11 protein-coding genes are annotated in these 15,110 nt (G+C 44.8%); 1 reads left to right on the top strand and 10 read right to left on the bottom strand.

Annotated elements, in window-relative coordinates:
* Positions 1–36: 36 nt before the first annotated feature.
* The 9 genes from argH to metB form a co-directional block, all read right to left on the bottom strand.
* Positions 37–1,986, bottom strand: coding sequence for an argininosuccinate lyase (gene argH, locus DXX94_RS12810; RefSeq protein ID WP_116016434.1), 1,950 nt, complete (start codon positions 1,984–1,986; stop codon positions 37–39).
* A gap of 71 nt (positions 1,987–2,057) precedes the next feature.
* Positions 2,058–3,284 (bottom strand): argininosuccinate synthase, encoded by a 1,227-nt coding sequence (locus DXX94_RS12805; RefSeq protein WP_116016432.1) that lies wholly within the window; start codon positions 3,282–3,284, stop codon positions 2,058–2,060.
* Between the two features lie 74 nt (positions 3,285–3,358).
* On the bottom strand, positions 3,359–4,273 hold the full coding sequence (locus DXX94_RS12800; protein ID WP_374188849.1) for an ornithine carbamoyltransferase: 915 nt from the start codon (positions 4,271–4,273) through the stop codon (positions 3,359–3,361).
* A 135-nt stretch (positions 4,274–4,408) separates the two neighbouring features.
* Positions 4,409–5,215 (bottom strand): acetylglutamate kinase, encoded by an 807-nt coding sequence (gene argB, locus DXX94_RS12795; RefSeq protein ID WP_116016429.1) that lies wholly within the window; start codon positions 5,213–5,215, stop codon positions 4,409–4,411.
* A complete protein-coding gene (gene argC, locus DXX94_RS12790; protein WP_116016427.1) occupies positions 5,212–6,261 on the bottom strand; it encodes an N-acetyl-gamma-glutamyl-phosphate reductase in 1,050 nt (349 codons plus the stop codon). The genes argB and argC overlap by 4 nt, the downstream gene beginning before the upstream one ends.
* Before the next feature lie 550 nt (positions 6,262–6,811).
* Positions 6,812–8,275, bottom strand: coding sequence for a hypothetical protein (locus tag DXX94_RS12785; protein WP_116016425.1), 1,464 nt, complete (start codon positions 8,273–8,275; stop codon positions 6,812–6,814).
* Positions 8,276–8,436: 161 nt separating this feature from the next.
* A complete protein-coding gene (metF, locus tag DXX94_RS12780; protein ID WP_116016423.1) occupies positions 8,437–9,324 on the bottom strand; it encodes a methylenetetrahydrofolate reductase in 888 nt (295 codons plus the stop codon).
* On the bottom strand, positions 9,324–11,810 hold the full coding sequence (gene metL / locus DXX94_RS12775) for a bifunctional aspartate kinase/homoserine dehydrogenase II (protein WP_116016421.1): 2,487 nt from the start codon (positions 11,808–11,810) through the stop codon (positions 9,324–9,326). Before metL ends, metF begins: the two co-directional genes overlap by 1 nt.
* Positions 11,811–11,826: 16 nt before the next feature.
* Positions 11,827–12,987: a cystathionine gamma-synthase gene (gene metB / locus DXX94_RS12770; RefSeq protein ID WP_116016419.1), complete on the bottom strand. Its 1,161-nt coding sequence runs from the start codon at positions 12,985–12,987 to the stop codon at positions 11,827–11,829.
* 287 nt (positions 12,988–13,274) lie between these two features.
* On the opposite strand from metB, the gene metJ reads away from it, so the two are divergent.
* Positions 13,275–13,607, top strand: coding sequence for a met regulon transcriptional regulator MetJ (gene metJ, locus DXX94_RS12765; RefSeq protein WP_116002016.1), 333 nt, complete (start codon positions 13,275–13,277; stop codon positions 13,605–13,607).
* Positions 13,608–13,698: 91 nt separating this feature from the next.
* Here metJ and DXX94_RS12760 read toward each other — a convergent pair whose 3' ends face one another.
* Positions 13,699–14,943: a malic enzyme-like NAD(P)-binding protein gene (locus DXX94_RS12760; RefSeq protein WP_116016417.1), complete on the bottom strand. Its 1,245-nt coding sequence runs from the start codon at positions 14,941–14,943 to the stop codon at positions 13,699–13,701.
* Positions 14,944–15,110: the final 167 nt, after the last annotated feature.

Genomic DNA, 15,110 nt, shown 5'->3' with positions numbered 1-15,110 from the left:
CTTTTCCTCTACAATTTAATCGATAACAAACGTGAGCTAGCTCGCTACGCGGCACACTTGATAAGCCATGGCAATCTCATCTTCTGGATGACGATTCGGGCTTAGCTCGCTATCTTCAATGATGTAGTCCGCCAGTGTCGACTTATCAATGGTGCTAAAACCTAACTTAGCGAAGTAATCAGGAATGTAAGTCAGCACAATAATGGTTTCGAGCTCCATCATATGGGCAAATTCCAGCAAGTATTGTGTCAATGCCTGCCCCTGCCCTTGACCATGCCAGCTATCATCAACCACGATACTGCGAATTTCAGCTAGCCCCGGCTCATAAATATACAGCGACGCACAGCCCACTACTTGCCCTTCCACTTCGGCGACAACAAAGTTTTGAATATCGTGAATAATATTTTCGCGAGTACGACTTAAGATCTCACCTTTATCTGCCCAGTAAGCAACTTGTTGATGAATCTTGTCAATATCTGACATCCGTGCGCGACGGACCGAGAAAGCTTCCGCTTTTTGCGCATTTAAGCGTTGTTGCACTTGTTTAAGTGCCAGCTTAGTTTGCTGTTTACCCGGCGCACCGACCACTTGCTCATTAAGAATATCGGTTTGTATTGTTTGGCCTTTTTGCATTTGAGCAATCGCCTTTTGTACTTGCGAGCGCGAGGTACCACCTAGTGCCTCACGTTTATCTAGGGTCGATTCAATTGATAAGTGTTGGTAGACATCTTGCTCAATTTTGTCGCTAAATGCTTGTAACTGGGTTAACGTCAGATCTTCCAGCGGTACACCTTTATCAATGGCTGCCAGTACCACTTCACCGACAATATGATGCGCTTCACGGAATGGAATATCTTTGCTAACAAGATAATCGGCAAGCTCAGTGGCATTAGCATAACCTTGCTGCGCAGCAGCTAGAGTTCTCGCGCTATTTACTTTCAGCCCTTCAACCACTAGCGTCGCCATTTCCATACATTCTTGCCAAGTATCTAGAGCATCGAACAAGCCTTCTTTGTCTTCCTGCATATCTTTATTATATGCAAGCGCCAAGGCTTTCATGGTGGTCAACATGCCCGTTAGTGAGCCAAAGACACGCCCCGCTTTACCGCGAATCAGTTCACAGGCATCTGGGTTTTTCTTTTGCGGCATCAAGCTTGAGCCAGAGCTAACCAAGTCTGACATCTCAACAAAGCCTGCTTCACCCGAGTTGTAGAAGATTAAATCTTCGGCGAAGCGCGATAAGTGCATCATGCTGATGCTGGCCGTCGACAGTAGCTCAATGACATGGTCGCGGTCTGAAACCGCATCCAAGCTGTTTAGTGTCGCAGCGCGAAAACCTAAGTTCTGTGCTAACTTATCGCGGTCAATCGGATAAGCAGTACCCGCTAGCGCACCTGAGCCTAATGGTGAAACATCTAAACGATAGAGCGAGTCTTTTAACCGACCAATATCGCGATCGAACATTTCTACATAGGCTAAACACCAATGACCAAAAGTCACTGGCTGAGCACGCTGCAAGTGGGTGTAACCCGGCAATACAGTATTGGATTCACGCTCGGCGAGGTTCATTAGCGCTTGCTGTAAGTTCACTAAGGCAATAAGTAACTCGCCGCCCGTTTCTTTACACCAAAGCTTAAGGTCAGTGGCTACTTGGTCATTACGACTTCGGCCTGTGTGCAGTTTTTTACCTAAGTCACCGGTTTTTTCAATCAGTTGAACTTCCACCCAACTGTGAATATCTTCCGCATCAGACAATAAAATCTGTTTCGGATTTTCTTCTACCGATGCTTTAAGCTCCAATAGTGCTGACTCAAGGCGTGCTACTTCGTCATCAGACAACACGCCTACTTGATTGAGCGCCCCAGCCCAAGCAATCGAGCCAACAATATCTTGCACCGCCATGCGGTAATCAACCGGCAATGAGTCGTTAAATTTCTTAAATTGTACGCTCGCCTTTTCTTTAAACCGGCCGCCCCACAATGCCATAGTCTTTCTCCTAACCTTTGCTTTCTCTTGACAACTAACTGAGTTTGCTTTTACTTGATTCGCTTAAGCGATTATTTGCCTTTTTGGTTCATAGCGGTAATTCTGCTCGATAAACTAAATAAGCGAATAAAGCCCTCTGCGTGCTGTTGGTCGTAAACCTCGTCAGCGCCGAAGGTCGCAAACTCTTCTGAGTATAAGCTGTTTGGTGAACGACGCTGGGTTACCGTAGCTGTGCCTTTGTAGAGTTTCACTACCACATCACCGGTGACTTTTTCAGAAAGCGATGCCGCAGCAGCTAGTTGTGCTTTTGCCAGTGGCGTAAACCAACGGCCATCGTAAATCACGTGCGAAAATTCAAGGCCAATTGACTCTCTAAACTTCAGTGATTCTTTATCAAGAATCAGGGTTTCCAAGCCTTTGTAAGCGGCCATTAACACCGTACCACCCGGTGTTTCATAGCAGCCGCGTGACTTCATACCGACTAAGCGGTTTTCAACGATATCAATACGACCAACACCGTGTGCAGCAGCTTTATCATTTAGGTAAACGAGCGCTTCATACGCTGAAAGGGCTTTGCCATCAACGGCCGTAAGTTCACCTTGGTCAAAGCTTAATTGCACTGTCTCTGGCGTATCAGGTGCATCCATCGGATCTACCGTCATGGTCCACACTTCTTTTGACGGCTCACACCAAGGGTCTTCTAACTCACCACCTTCGTGTGAAATGTGCCATGCATTCGCATCACGGCTATAGATTTTGGTCAGTGACGCTGAGCAAGGAATATTGCGCTCATCCAAGTAGTTAAGCAGGTCTTCACGCGAAACCATGTCCCATTCACGCCATGGCGCAATCACGGTAAGCTCTGGCGCAAGTGCCGCGAAACAAGACTCGAAACGTACTTGGTCATTACCCTTACCGGTACAGCCGTGACAAACGGCATCGGCACCGACTTTTAGCGCCACTTCAACGTGCGCTTTCGCTATAACAGGGCGCGCCATTGATGTGCCCAATAAGTATTGGCCTTCGTAAACTGAACCCGTTTTTAAAATTGGGTAAATGTAGTCTTTAACAAACTCTTCTTTGAGATCAACCACGTGACATTCAGAGGCACCTGAGGCAATCGCCTTTTCTTTGATGCCTTCAAGCTCTTCATCACCCTGACCAACATCGGCACAGAAGGCGACCACTTCACAGCCGTCGTAGTTTTCTTTTAACCACGGAATAATTGCCGAGGTGTCTAAGCCACCTGAATATGCTAATACCACTTTTTTGATTTGCTTTTTCTTTGCTAATGCCATGTTCGTTACCTAAAAATTCTTTATTAATCTGTGTTTACTAAATTTGTACTTAATCTGCTCGTCGAAATACTGTGTTACTGGTTCGCAAATAGTGTGACCAGTACCGCCATTTGCGCCCACATACGGTTTTCCGCTTGTTCAAAAACAATCGAGTATTTTTCGTCGTCAAATAGCGCGGTCGTAATTTCATGCTCTAAATGTGCTGGTTGGCAATGCAATACCTTAGTTGCACCTGTAGTTTCCATCATGGCGTGATTGACCTGAAACGGCATAAAGCTCGCTTCAATATCGGCAAATTTTGTATCGTCGCCCATAGACACCCAAGTATCAGTATAGATAACATCTTGCGCGCCAATGGCTGAAGCATCGTGGGTTAATACTAGCTTGCTGCCTGATTGTTCAGCGAGTGCTTGTGCATTGGCAAACATCTCGCTATTTGGGCCATAACCCTCTGGGCAAGCGAGGGTGAAATCAACGCCTAAAATGGCCGCTACTAACATCAAAGAGTTAGAGACATTATTACCATCCCCCACATAAGCCAGCTTGACCTGAGTCAAATCATCAAACTGTTCGGCAAGCGTGACAAAATCAGCCAGTGCCTGACACGGGTGATACAAATCACACAGCGCGTTAATAACCGGCACGCTAGCATGCTCAGCAAGGCCAGTAATGGATTGATGGGAAAATACGCGCGCAACAATCGCATCGGCGTAACAAGATAGGTTTTTCGCGTAGTCACTGACGCGCTCACGCTCACCCAATTTGCCATTTTGCTGGCCTAAATACAGAGCGTGGCCACCCAGCTTGGCAATGCCAATATCAAAACTCACATGGGTACGCAGTGATGGTTTTTCGAAAATCATCGCCACCGATTTTCCCGCTAGCGCTTGGCTGTATTCAGCAGGACTGCCTTTAATGGTTTTAGCGAGTGCGATCAGATCTAAAATTTGCGACTTGCTTTGCAAATCGTCGGCTAAAAAATGTGAGATTGTCATCTTAAATTCCTAACGTGGCACTGAGTAAAAGCGCCCTAAAAAAGTATCAAATATTCGTAGTTAGCTGCTGTTTTCTGGCTCGTTTGCATAGCCGCTAACTAAGTAAGAGGCTGCCGTACAGCTTCCTAACTAGGCAGCGTTGCTGGGAATAATGCGGGTACCAATAGCTGCGCCAGAGAGCAAGGTTAAAATCTGCTCTGGTGCTTGCCAGCTGGCGACCGCGATACTTCGTCGTAATTGATTGGCAGCATAGAAAGCTGCATTGATTTTAGCGGTCATACCGCCGGAGATAACCCCTGCTTCAATTAATTTTGAAGCTTGGTTTTCGGTGAGATCAGCAAGGTAACTACCTGTGTCGTCCATCACGCCATTGACATCGGTTAGTAGCAGTAATTCGGCATTAAGTAACTGACAGATGACCACGGCCGCATCGTCGGCATTCACATTGACTAGCTCGCCAGCGTGCGCTTCATTATTAACCGTACCAATCATGCCAATTGAGGAAACCACAGGTAAAAATTCAGCCTTTAATAAGCTGTCTAGCAATTTACTGTGCTGCGCCTTTGGAATTCCGACAGCGCCAAGGCCATCAGGATTTAACGAGCAACTGGCCATATTGCCATCAGCAAGTGAAAGTCCGACCGCATTGAGGCCAACTTGGCTAGCTGTCGCGACGATTTGTTTATTCACGCTACCCGCTAAAGCGCCGCTGATAATTGGCATTTGCTCAGCTGGCGTCATCCGAAGGCCATTTTTCTTTTCACTGGAAAAGCCTGCTTGCTTGAGCATATCATCAACCACACAGCCACCACCGTGCACTAACACGACAGGCGTACTTTGTTGTTGCTGCAATTGGGCGATAACCGTCAATAATTGCGTTAGCGCATCGGCTTTTTCTAAAATCGCACCGCCAATTTTTATCACTAGGGGTTTCATGCATTCGCTCCCGTTGATTGAGCAACTGTTAATTGACCAACCAATGAATAGCCAAGTGGTAAACCAAGTTTAGCATTTAAGCATTGCACCGCTTGTGACGCTGCGCCTTTAAGTAGGTTATCTATTGCCGTAGTCACTACCAGCACTTGCTTGCTTTCATCGTATTGCCAGAAAATATCGGCAAATGGCGTATGCGCAACATCGTCAATTTGCGGGCATTGCTTTTTAATGCGCACTAGCGGCTGATCTTGATAAGCATTAACAAAGGCTTGATCGACCATCTCGGCAGTGACATTGGCATTCAGGGTTAAAGTGACCGTTGCCAATAAGCCACGTTTAAATGGCGCAAGATGCGGGTTGAAAATCACTTGCGCGCCAGCTTCTTGGCTGATTTCCGGCTGATGACGGTGTTTAAGAATATTGTATGGGCGCAAGCTGACTTCATTAAAGCTAGTCGCTAACGAACCATTGCGACCAGCGCCGCTAACGCCACTAATGCCGTTAACAACAATCAAACTATCTGCAAGCTGCAATTGGTTGGTCATCACAGGTTTAAGCGACAGTAAACTCGCCGTTGGGTAACAGCCGGGCACTGCAACTAATTCGCTATCGGTGAAGTTTTCCGGCAACCATTCAGCAAGGCCATATTGCGCCTGCGCTAATGCGCGTAAGCTCGTATGAGCGAAACCATAGAATGTCGGGTAATCGGCAGGCTCTTTTAAGCGAAAGCCACCAGAAAGATCAAAGACTTGAACGCCATGTTCAATAAACGCCTGTGCCCACTCAACACTAAATTCGTGAGGGGTAGCAAAAAAGACCGCATCTAGCTCATCAACAGCCGCTTCGAACCATTGCTTTGAAAAAGCCTGGAGGGGTACATCACAGATCCCCAACCAGCGAGCATGTAACTCTGAAAATAATGATCCATTGGAAGTACTGTTTTCCGATACCACTAAATGCGAGATCGAAACTTTGTCGTGTTGTAGCAGTAAACCAACCAGCTCAGCTCCAACATATCCGCTTGCGCCAATAACCGCGACTTTCATATCAAAACACCAAAATTGCAATTGTATTCATTTAACTTACAAAAAACTCAGTACAAAACTAACGCTAAACTTGTTTTCTTGACTACTTGGTACTGCGCAAACAGACAAAACATTCTCAATCTTGCAATGACCAACAGCGATAATTAGGTCATAGCTTGGTGCTTTATCGTCGGAGCTTTGAATACATGTTGATGTTTCCGTAGCCTGCTTCAATCAGGTTATTCACACTGTGACGAGAAAAGTAACACCACATGAATTTTTATGCAACATTTCAACATAAATATTTTACGAATAATTTATTACTAAATCTGTGTTTTGTTTTGCTGATTAATAGTTAGCCTAAAGAGATAGGCAATAACAATTAGTGAGCCGAAAGTGAGCCCTGCTTAAAGGTGAGAAATTTTTGCTGAATTAAGCGCAGCTAGCAGTAAAAAATTACTATCTAAAGGGTATTTAAGTATGAAAAGTTAGTGTTGAGCACTCATGGCGAAGGCAAACTATTTTCAGGTTAATCTTATTGTCGAGCGTTAGCCTTTGTTCAAGCGAACTGTTAAGACGCTTTGTTCCAAAGTTTTTGATTGTTGCGAATTGAAAAGTATTCTTTTGGGTGCCAACAACGTGGGATGAGATCGAGATCGGCACGTTCTTGATAATTCGACACGAGGTTTTCCAGTATTTCCTGCAAACGCGCTCGGCTCATATTGGCAAGTCGTTTAGCAGAATTAGCAAAATACAGGTTTTCACTTTTACGGATCAGAATATCCCCGCCATGGCTAATAAACGTGAGCTGTCGAGTGGCGACTCGGCAAATAGGCTCTTCAGGATCTTCAGGATAAAGCTGATTAACGATCGCGTATTCATAGCGTTCAAGGGAATTGCCTGCATCGTCAAGCGCTAGGTAAGTAATACCAAACCCTTGTGGAAACATGCCGGTAATTTTATATAAGCTGTCGACGACTTTTTCGCTACAAACACCGCGCTCAGCATTTTGATATAACGCCTGATAAACCTTGGGGACCAGTTTGTATTTGTAGTTCTGCTTGGTTGATAACACAATTGAGCAGTAAATTTGCGGTACTTTAATCACATTCGCCAAGCTTTCTTTCGGATTAATCGCTTGTTTGAGAATGTTTTTGATAAACTTAAGTTTTCTCAGCTCTTGGTGATGAAATATCTCGCGGTCTTTTTTTGAATTACCAAAGTATTCACCAGCACCTAGCCCATCGACGAGAAACTTAATCGACTCTCGATAGTTGATTTGCAGTAACTGCTTGCGATCATCCACTGACAGCGTGCGATAAGGATCGCTATCTCCGTCAGGGCCAAACAGAATCTGCTGAGCTTCAGGGTGATAGGTACCAATATCTTGAATCAAAGACGCCTTCATTAGGGGCATTTTTACTTGATCGCGAAAACGTTTGCAGCCTTCTTCGTCAAGGCGAGCAAATTGAATAAACTGCTCACCACTGAATTCACCTAGAAATTCTTGAATATAGGCATCTTTGACCGCGCCATCAATAATCAGCCGCTCAAGCAGGCGCAACATCAATACGGTTTTATATAAGGGTTTGTATTGCTCGTTTATTTTCGCAATGCCAGTTCCCTCGGTTGGCGTTAACAGTTGTACTGTTCCCAGTAGCTGCGCAGATTTCCGATTAGTTTCTTCATAAGACTCCCCTTCACACAGGTCGAGAATCTCAAGACACAAATTATCGAATCTCTCATGGCGAGCAATACGAGCAGAGCGCACTTGCTGTTGTTGATGTGTCGAATTAGCTTCCTGCTCAGCTCGCCTGCGGTCTGATGCTGGACTATGGGCTTGCACCTGTTTGCTGTAGGTCTGTTTGTCTTTTTCTTCAAGTGCCGTGACAGCTTGATTAACCGCATGATCTTGTTCATAAAACTCTAGCGCACCATCTAAGATCGTGTCTTTCAATGGACTAGTTTTAAACATGCGGTCGAGTAAGTTAGTGACCTGAGCAGTTAATATGGATTGATTCGACTTTTTACTCATGCGACAAACGTGGCTGATTCTTGCGGAGCTATGTAGCTTTTCAGCTAACCATAAGTGAAAAGCACCTTAAACTCAAATCATGCTAGCTTAACGAAAAAAGGTTACCTAAATAGTAACCTTTTGTATGTGTTAGCAAATAAGTACAAGGAAAAGTAAAAAATCTACTTCGGACGAATTCCCAGTGTGTGGCAAATTGCATAAGTAAGCTCGGCGCGATTTAGCGTGTAAAAGTGGAAGTCTTTCACCCCTTCTTTTTGCAATACCTTAACTTGCTCCATGGCAATGTTGGCGCCCACTAAGCGACGCGTGGTTTCGTCATCTTCCAAACCTTCGTACATTTTGGGCATCCAACTAGGCACATGAACATTAGTTAAACCAGCGAAGCGCTTTAACGTGTTGTAGTTAGTTACCGGTAATATGCCTGGAATAATTTCGACATCAATACCGACAGACACGCAACGATCTCTAAATCTTAGGTAAGACTCAATATCGAAGAAGAACTGGCTAATCGCGCGTGATGCGCCAGCATCTACTTTGCGTTTTAAATTTAACAAATCAAATTGCGGATTTGGCGCTTCTGGGTGCCCTTCTGGGTAAGCTGCCACTGAAATATCGAAATCTGCGACGGATTTTAACAATTCAACTAAATCGGCAGCATACATTGAAGGCTTTTCACTGCTATCTGGCAAGTCACCACGTAATGCAACAATATGGCGAACACCACTTTCCCAATAATCTTTGGCAATTTGAACTAACTCTTCACGGCCAGCATCAATACAGGTCAAGTGCGGCGCCGCCAACAGCGCAGTTTCTTTTTGAATGCGTTTAATTACATCATGCGTGCGGTCGCGCGTGCCGCTGCCAGCACCGTATGTCACTGAGACAAAGCTCGGCTTAAGTGGCGCTAAACGCTCAATCGAATTCCACAAAGTGGTTTCCATTGCAGGGGAATTTGGCGGGAAAAATTCAAATGACACATTAATATCACTGCTGATCTCACTCAAACTTTGATTCAGTGATTCTACTTGTCGCGCATGGCTATAAGTCATTAGTTTATCCCCTTTAATTTTACTTGATGTTGTTTACTCGAAAGCTGTTTACAAGCGTTGGCTAGATCTGAGTGCAAACCGCCTGCGGTGACTTCACGCCCTGCGCCAGGGCCACGAATAATAAGTGGGTTTTCTTGATACCACTCACTTACGATTTTAAAAATATTGTCGCAAGGCGTTAGACTTGCAAATGCATCGCTCAATGGTAGAGCTTCTAGACTCACCTCGGCACGACACTGACCGGCCGTTGCGCCAAACCTTGCCACATATCGAATACACTGACTTTGTTGCTGCGCTGCGTGTAAGCGCTGTGAAAACGGCTCATTTAGCTCTTTTGCTCTCTCGAGAAATTCCGCCAACGAAATACTGCGAAGCGATTCAGGCACCAAATTTTCACAGCTAATATCATCTAACGACAAGCTAAAACCCGCTAATCGCGCAAGAATTAATAGCTTGCGCTGAACATCTCGACCAGATAAATCTTCACGTGGGTCTGGCTCAGTAATGCCTTGTGCCAGTGCTTCTTTAAGTAAGCTAGCAAAATCTTGCTTGCCATCATAATGCTCAAACAACCAAGATAACGTACCAGAGAATATCCCTGATATTTCAACAATGCGATCACCGCTTTGTTGTAGATCGTCAATCGCATAGTTAATCGGTAGCCCCGCCCCAACGGTGGTATTGCCTAACCACAAGGCTTGATGTTGCTGTGCCAAATCAAGCATTTCTTGGTAATCAGCAAGCGGTGCTGAGGCAGCCCATTTATTTGCGCCAATTACATGAATACCATGGCTAAACAACTGTGGATACAATTTGCTGAACGCTTCACTCGGCGTGATATCAACAACAATTAACTCATCGTATGGGTGGTTCGCTAATTGCTCAACAACTTGGTCAATTTGATATGGTTGCGCCGATTGCTCAAAACAAGTAAATGCCTGTTCAGGTTCAATACCATCTAATTGGTATAAGCTCTTACGTGATGACAACAAACCGACCAAGTGCACATTCTCTAGCGCTTTAACACGCTCTAACTGGGTCGGTAAGCCCGCCAAAAATTGCTCACCAATATTGCCTAAACCAGCGACAACTAAGCCGATATGTTTGGCATCTTTAGTAACAGCTTGATGAACGCTATTAAGCAATTCGGCACTGCACGCTTGTGGCAGCACAGCAACAATACTATCTAAGTGCAAGCTATTATAAATCGCTATGGTTTTTTGTTGTTTCAATGCGCGTTTAAAACGCGCTTTAACATTGGCGCGCTTTGATGCTTGATGACCTACAACTGCCATTAGCGATACTGGTGTAAATTTTATTTCAGTACCGTAGCTCGCTAACCATTCACTGACGGCTTTTTGCTGCGATAGCTGAATCACTAGCTCCCCAGCGCTAATATCGCCAGTAATAGCATTAAATTGCTCAAATGCCGATTGCCCTTGTTGACCGATTAAACTTGGCGACTGCACAAGCAACAAGTCGTTTAAATACGTTACCGACAACTCTCGCTGCGCAATATGACCAAAATCTCCAACTTCTGTGCCAGGGGTTAATGGATCAAAGCTACTGGCAACATGCAGATGGCTGCCAACTCGTTCTAACGGCTGAAGCGTCTTGGCGTGCAATACTGGGTTACCTAAACGACCGAGTTCTTTTGCAACGGTGCGCGGTACACGATGCAGCTTTCTTGATAGCGGCACAACTCTAGGGTCTGCACTATAGATGCCATCTACGTCTGTCCACAAAGTTACGTTTTGCGCATCTGTAAATGCAGCCACTATAGTTGCTGAGTAATCGCTACCATTACGACCCAATGTGCAAGGGAATCCTTGATTATCACGAGCAATATAGCCGGTGATCACCGTTAGTTGCTGGCTATTTAATTGTTGCTGTAAATTGTCACGGCTAAGTTTGTAATCTACTTGGCAATTAACGTCGTTGTCGACCACGAGAAATTCACGTGCATCTATCGCATAACTCGGGCAGACTCGCTCAGCTAATACTGCTGCAAGCAGCTTTGCCGACCAAACCTCGCCAAAAGCTAATAGTTCAGCTTCGTGCGCTCGAATATCCAGCTGTAGCCATTTTGCCAGTAACGCAAAATCTTGCTCAATAGCAGTGGTTAATGGCTCAACACTTGAATCACTCAACAAACCTTTTGCTAACGCTTGTTGTTTTTGCTTTAACGCGTCAATCGCTTGGTGAAGCTGATCGCTGTTTTCAGTGGCAAGCTGAAATATTTCAATAAGATCGTCCGTCGTATCACCAGAAGCTGAGACCACAACGATGTCATCAAGCTGGCAATTGCGCTGAATAATGTCGATAACGCGATTAATACATTCAATAGATGCCAACGAACTACCACCAAACTTATGCACTTCAACAGCGCGTTTGGCTAAATTATTCTGCGGTTGCTTATTCTGCGCTAAGTTATTTTCCGGAAGGCTATCTTGCGGCAAATGGGCTGGGACTAAAGTACTGCTCATGTTAATACGCCCAAAGTTAAGCTTGCTGACTAGCGGCAAGGCCAGCGTCAAGATCGGCTAGAATATCGCTGATATCTTCAATGCCAACTGACAAGCGCACTAATGATTGACTAATCCCCGCCGCTTTTTGTGCTTCGATGTCCATTCCCGCATGCGTCATCGTAGATGGGTGACTGATCAAACTTTCTACCCCACCCAAAGATTGTGCAAGCGTGAATAGCGGCAGATTATCAAATAACGCTCGCACTGCTGGCTCACCACCTTTCACTTCAAAGCTTAACATCGCACCAAAGTCTTTTTGCTGACGTGTTGCCAACTCATGCTGGGGGTGGTCTGCCAAACCAGGGAAGTACACTTGTTCAACTGCTGGGTGATTTGCCAAGAAACTAGCAACTTGATTAGCATTTTCTTGATGTGCAGCCATTCTAAGCGGTAAGGTCTTCAAGCCACGTAATGCTAAGAAGCTATCAAAGGCTGGGCCAGTAATTCCAATACAGTTTGCCCACCATGCAAGCTCCTCACCGAGTGCTTGTTCTTTAGTAACTAAAACGCCGCCAACCACATCGCTATGACCGTTGATGTATTTCGTCGTAGAGTGGAAAACAATATCAGCACCCAGTGATAATGGTTGCTGCAGAACTGGCGATAGGAAAGTGTTGTCAACTGCAACAAGAGCGCCAACGGCTTTACTTGCAGCAGCGATTTTTTCAATATCAACTAAGCGCAATAACGGGTTGCTTGGCGTTTCAATCAGTACCAATTTAGGCTGTTGTGCAAGCGCTTCATTGAGTGCCTGTTCGTCGCTTTGATCAACAACAATCACATCGAATTGGCCACGTTTTGCCAAGTGCACAAACAGGCGATAGCTACCGCCGTAACAATCGTGTGGAATAACAACTTTATCGCCGACTGACAGCAGCTGACAAATCAAGTGAACCGCTGCCATGCCTGTGCCCGTGACAATACCTAGAGCACCACCCTCAAGGTCAGCAATAGCCTTACCAAAAGTCGCTCTGGTTGGGTTACCTGTGCGCGAGTAATCAAAATCACGCTTTTCGTTAAAACCCTTGAGTGAATACGTACTTGATAGGTGAATAGGCGCCACCACAGCACCGTGATGTTTATCGCTGTTAATACCGGCGCGTGCTGCGATAGTAGCGGTTTTTTGCTTAGTCATACTATTCACCTAGTAATTACTGAGTTTAGCTAGCTTATTCAATTTAGATTTTGAGTGCTAAAAGTGAGCAAGCCATCAAATGGATGTTTAGACGTCTATAAATCTATCCGTTTTAAATTTTGTGGTCAAGAAGTTTTAGACATCTAAACTTCTACACATATAGGTTGACTGAAATATGCCACCTAGTACAATTTAACGTTAATATCTGGGTTGCATCAAAAAGACATTACAGCGCATTACAAAACGCTGACCATCACCCAACTAATAACAATGTATGAGGTACTTAAATGGCTGATTGGAATGGCGAATATATTAATCCTTACGCAGAGCATGGAAAAAAAAGCGAACAAGTAAAGAAAATCACCGTTTCTATCCCACTTCGGGTACTCAAAGTACTAACTGACGAGCGCACTAGACGCCAAGTTAACAACTTACGTCACGCCACCAATAGTGAACTGCTATGCGAAGCGTTCTTGCACGCTTTCACTGGTCAACCTTTGCCTAACGATAACGATCTGGCCAAGGATAATGAACACCGATTACCAGAAGCCGTTCGTGAAGCCTTGATTGCACAAGGTATTACTGACTTTTCTGAATTCGAAGCAGATGACGAAGAATAAATCGCTCGAAAAACGCTGCACATAAATTCGAATCAAAAGGCGCAAATTGCGCCTTTTTTAATGCAATTATTGCAATCGCTAATTCACTATCTTAACTTTCCATATAGTTCTCAGGCAGTGGCAGCGCCGCCACACCAGACTCAACAGCCGCTTCGGCAACCGCTTTAGCAACTCTTGCCTTCAGGCGACTATCCATAGGTTTAGGAATAATATAATCGCGACCAAAAGTTAAGCTCTTATCACCGCTTGCTTTAAGCACCTCAGCTGGCACTTCTTCTTTCGCCAATTGGCGAATAGCATGTACCGCAGCAACCTTCATTTCATCGTTAATGGCTTTTGCACGCACGTCTAATGCACCGCGGAAAATAAACGGGAAGCAAAGTACATTGTTGACTTGGTTCGGGTAATCAGAACGTCCAGTAGCAATAATCACATCATCACGCGTTGTTTTAGCCAATTCCGGCTTAATTTCTGGATCTGGGTTTGAACAGGCAAAGACGACAGGGTTAGGTGCCATCAATGCTAAATGATCAGCCGACAATAAATCAGGCCCAGACACGCCGACAAAAACATCAGCGCCTTTGATAGCATCTTCCAATGTACGCTTGTCGGTGTTGTTAGCGAAAAGCTTTTTGTACTCGTTTAAATCGTCACGACGAGTATGAATCACACCCTTGCGATCTAACATATAGATTTTTTCACGCTGCGCGCCGCATTTGATTAATAGCTCCATACAAGCGATTGCCGCTGCACCTGCGCCCATACACACAATATTCGCCGCTTGAATTTCTTTGCCTTGAATATCAAGAGCGTTAAGCATACCGGCAGCAGTAACGATCGCAGTACCATGTTGATCATCGTGAAAAACAGGAATTCGACAACGCTCAACCAACGTCCGTTCAATTTCAAAGCACTCAGGCGCTTTGATATCTTCTAAGTTTATGCCGCCAAATGAGTCAGCAATATTGGCGACAGTGTTAACAAATTCTTCAACCGTATGGTGCTTGACTTCAATATCGAACGAATCAATGTCAGCAAAGCGTTTAAAAAGCAATGCTTTACCTTCCATTACGGGTTTTGATGCCATTGGCCCCAAATCGCCTAGCCCTAAAATAGCCGTACCATTTGAGATTACCGCTACGGTATTACCTTTCGCTGTGTATTTATAAACGTTGTTTGGATCTTCAGCGATTGCTCGTACGGGTTCTGCGACCCCTGGACTATAGGCTAATGCCAGATCTTTACTGGTTTCTGCGGGAGTTGTCAGGGCAATACTGATTTTGCCCGGATTTGGCAGCGCATGATAATCCAATGCCTGCTGTTTTAAATCTGTCATCGTCGTTCCTTTGCATGAACATGGTGTTAACTTGATGGATATAACTGTATTTGTAAATCAGATACTTATTATGTTTATTATTATTATAGTTTATATGGTATTTGAATTAAGATGATGCTGACAAGGCTATTTTTTCAAAGAAACTTGCTACAAGTCATATATTTAAT

Source organism: Thalassotalea euphylliae (assembly GCF_003390375.1).
Classification (GTDB): domain Bacteria; phylum Pseudomonadota; class Gammaproteobacteria; order Enterobacterales; family Alteromonadaceae; genus Thalassotalea_F; species Thalassotalea_F euphylliae_A.
The sequence above is the reverse complement of the archived record's forward strand: the minus strand, read 5'-3'. Positions and strand labels throughout refer to the sequence as shown.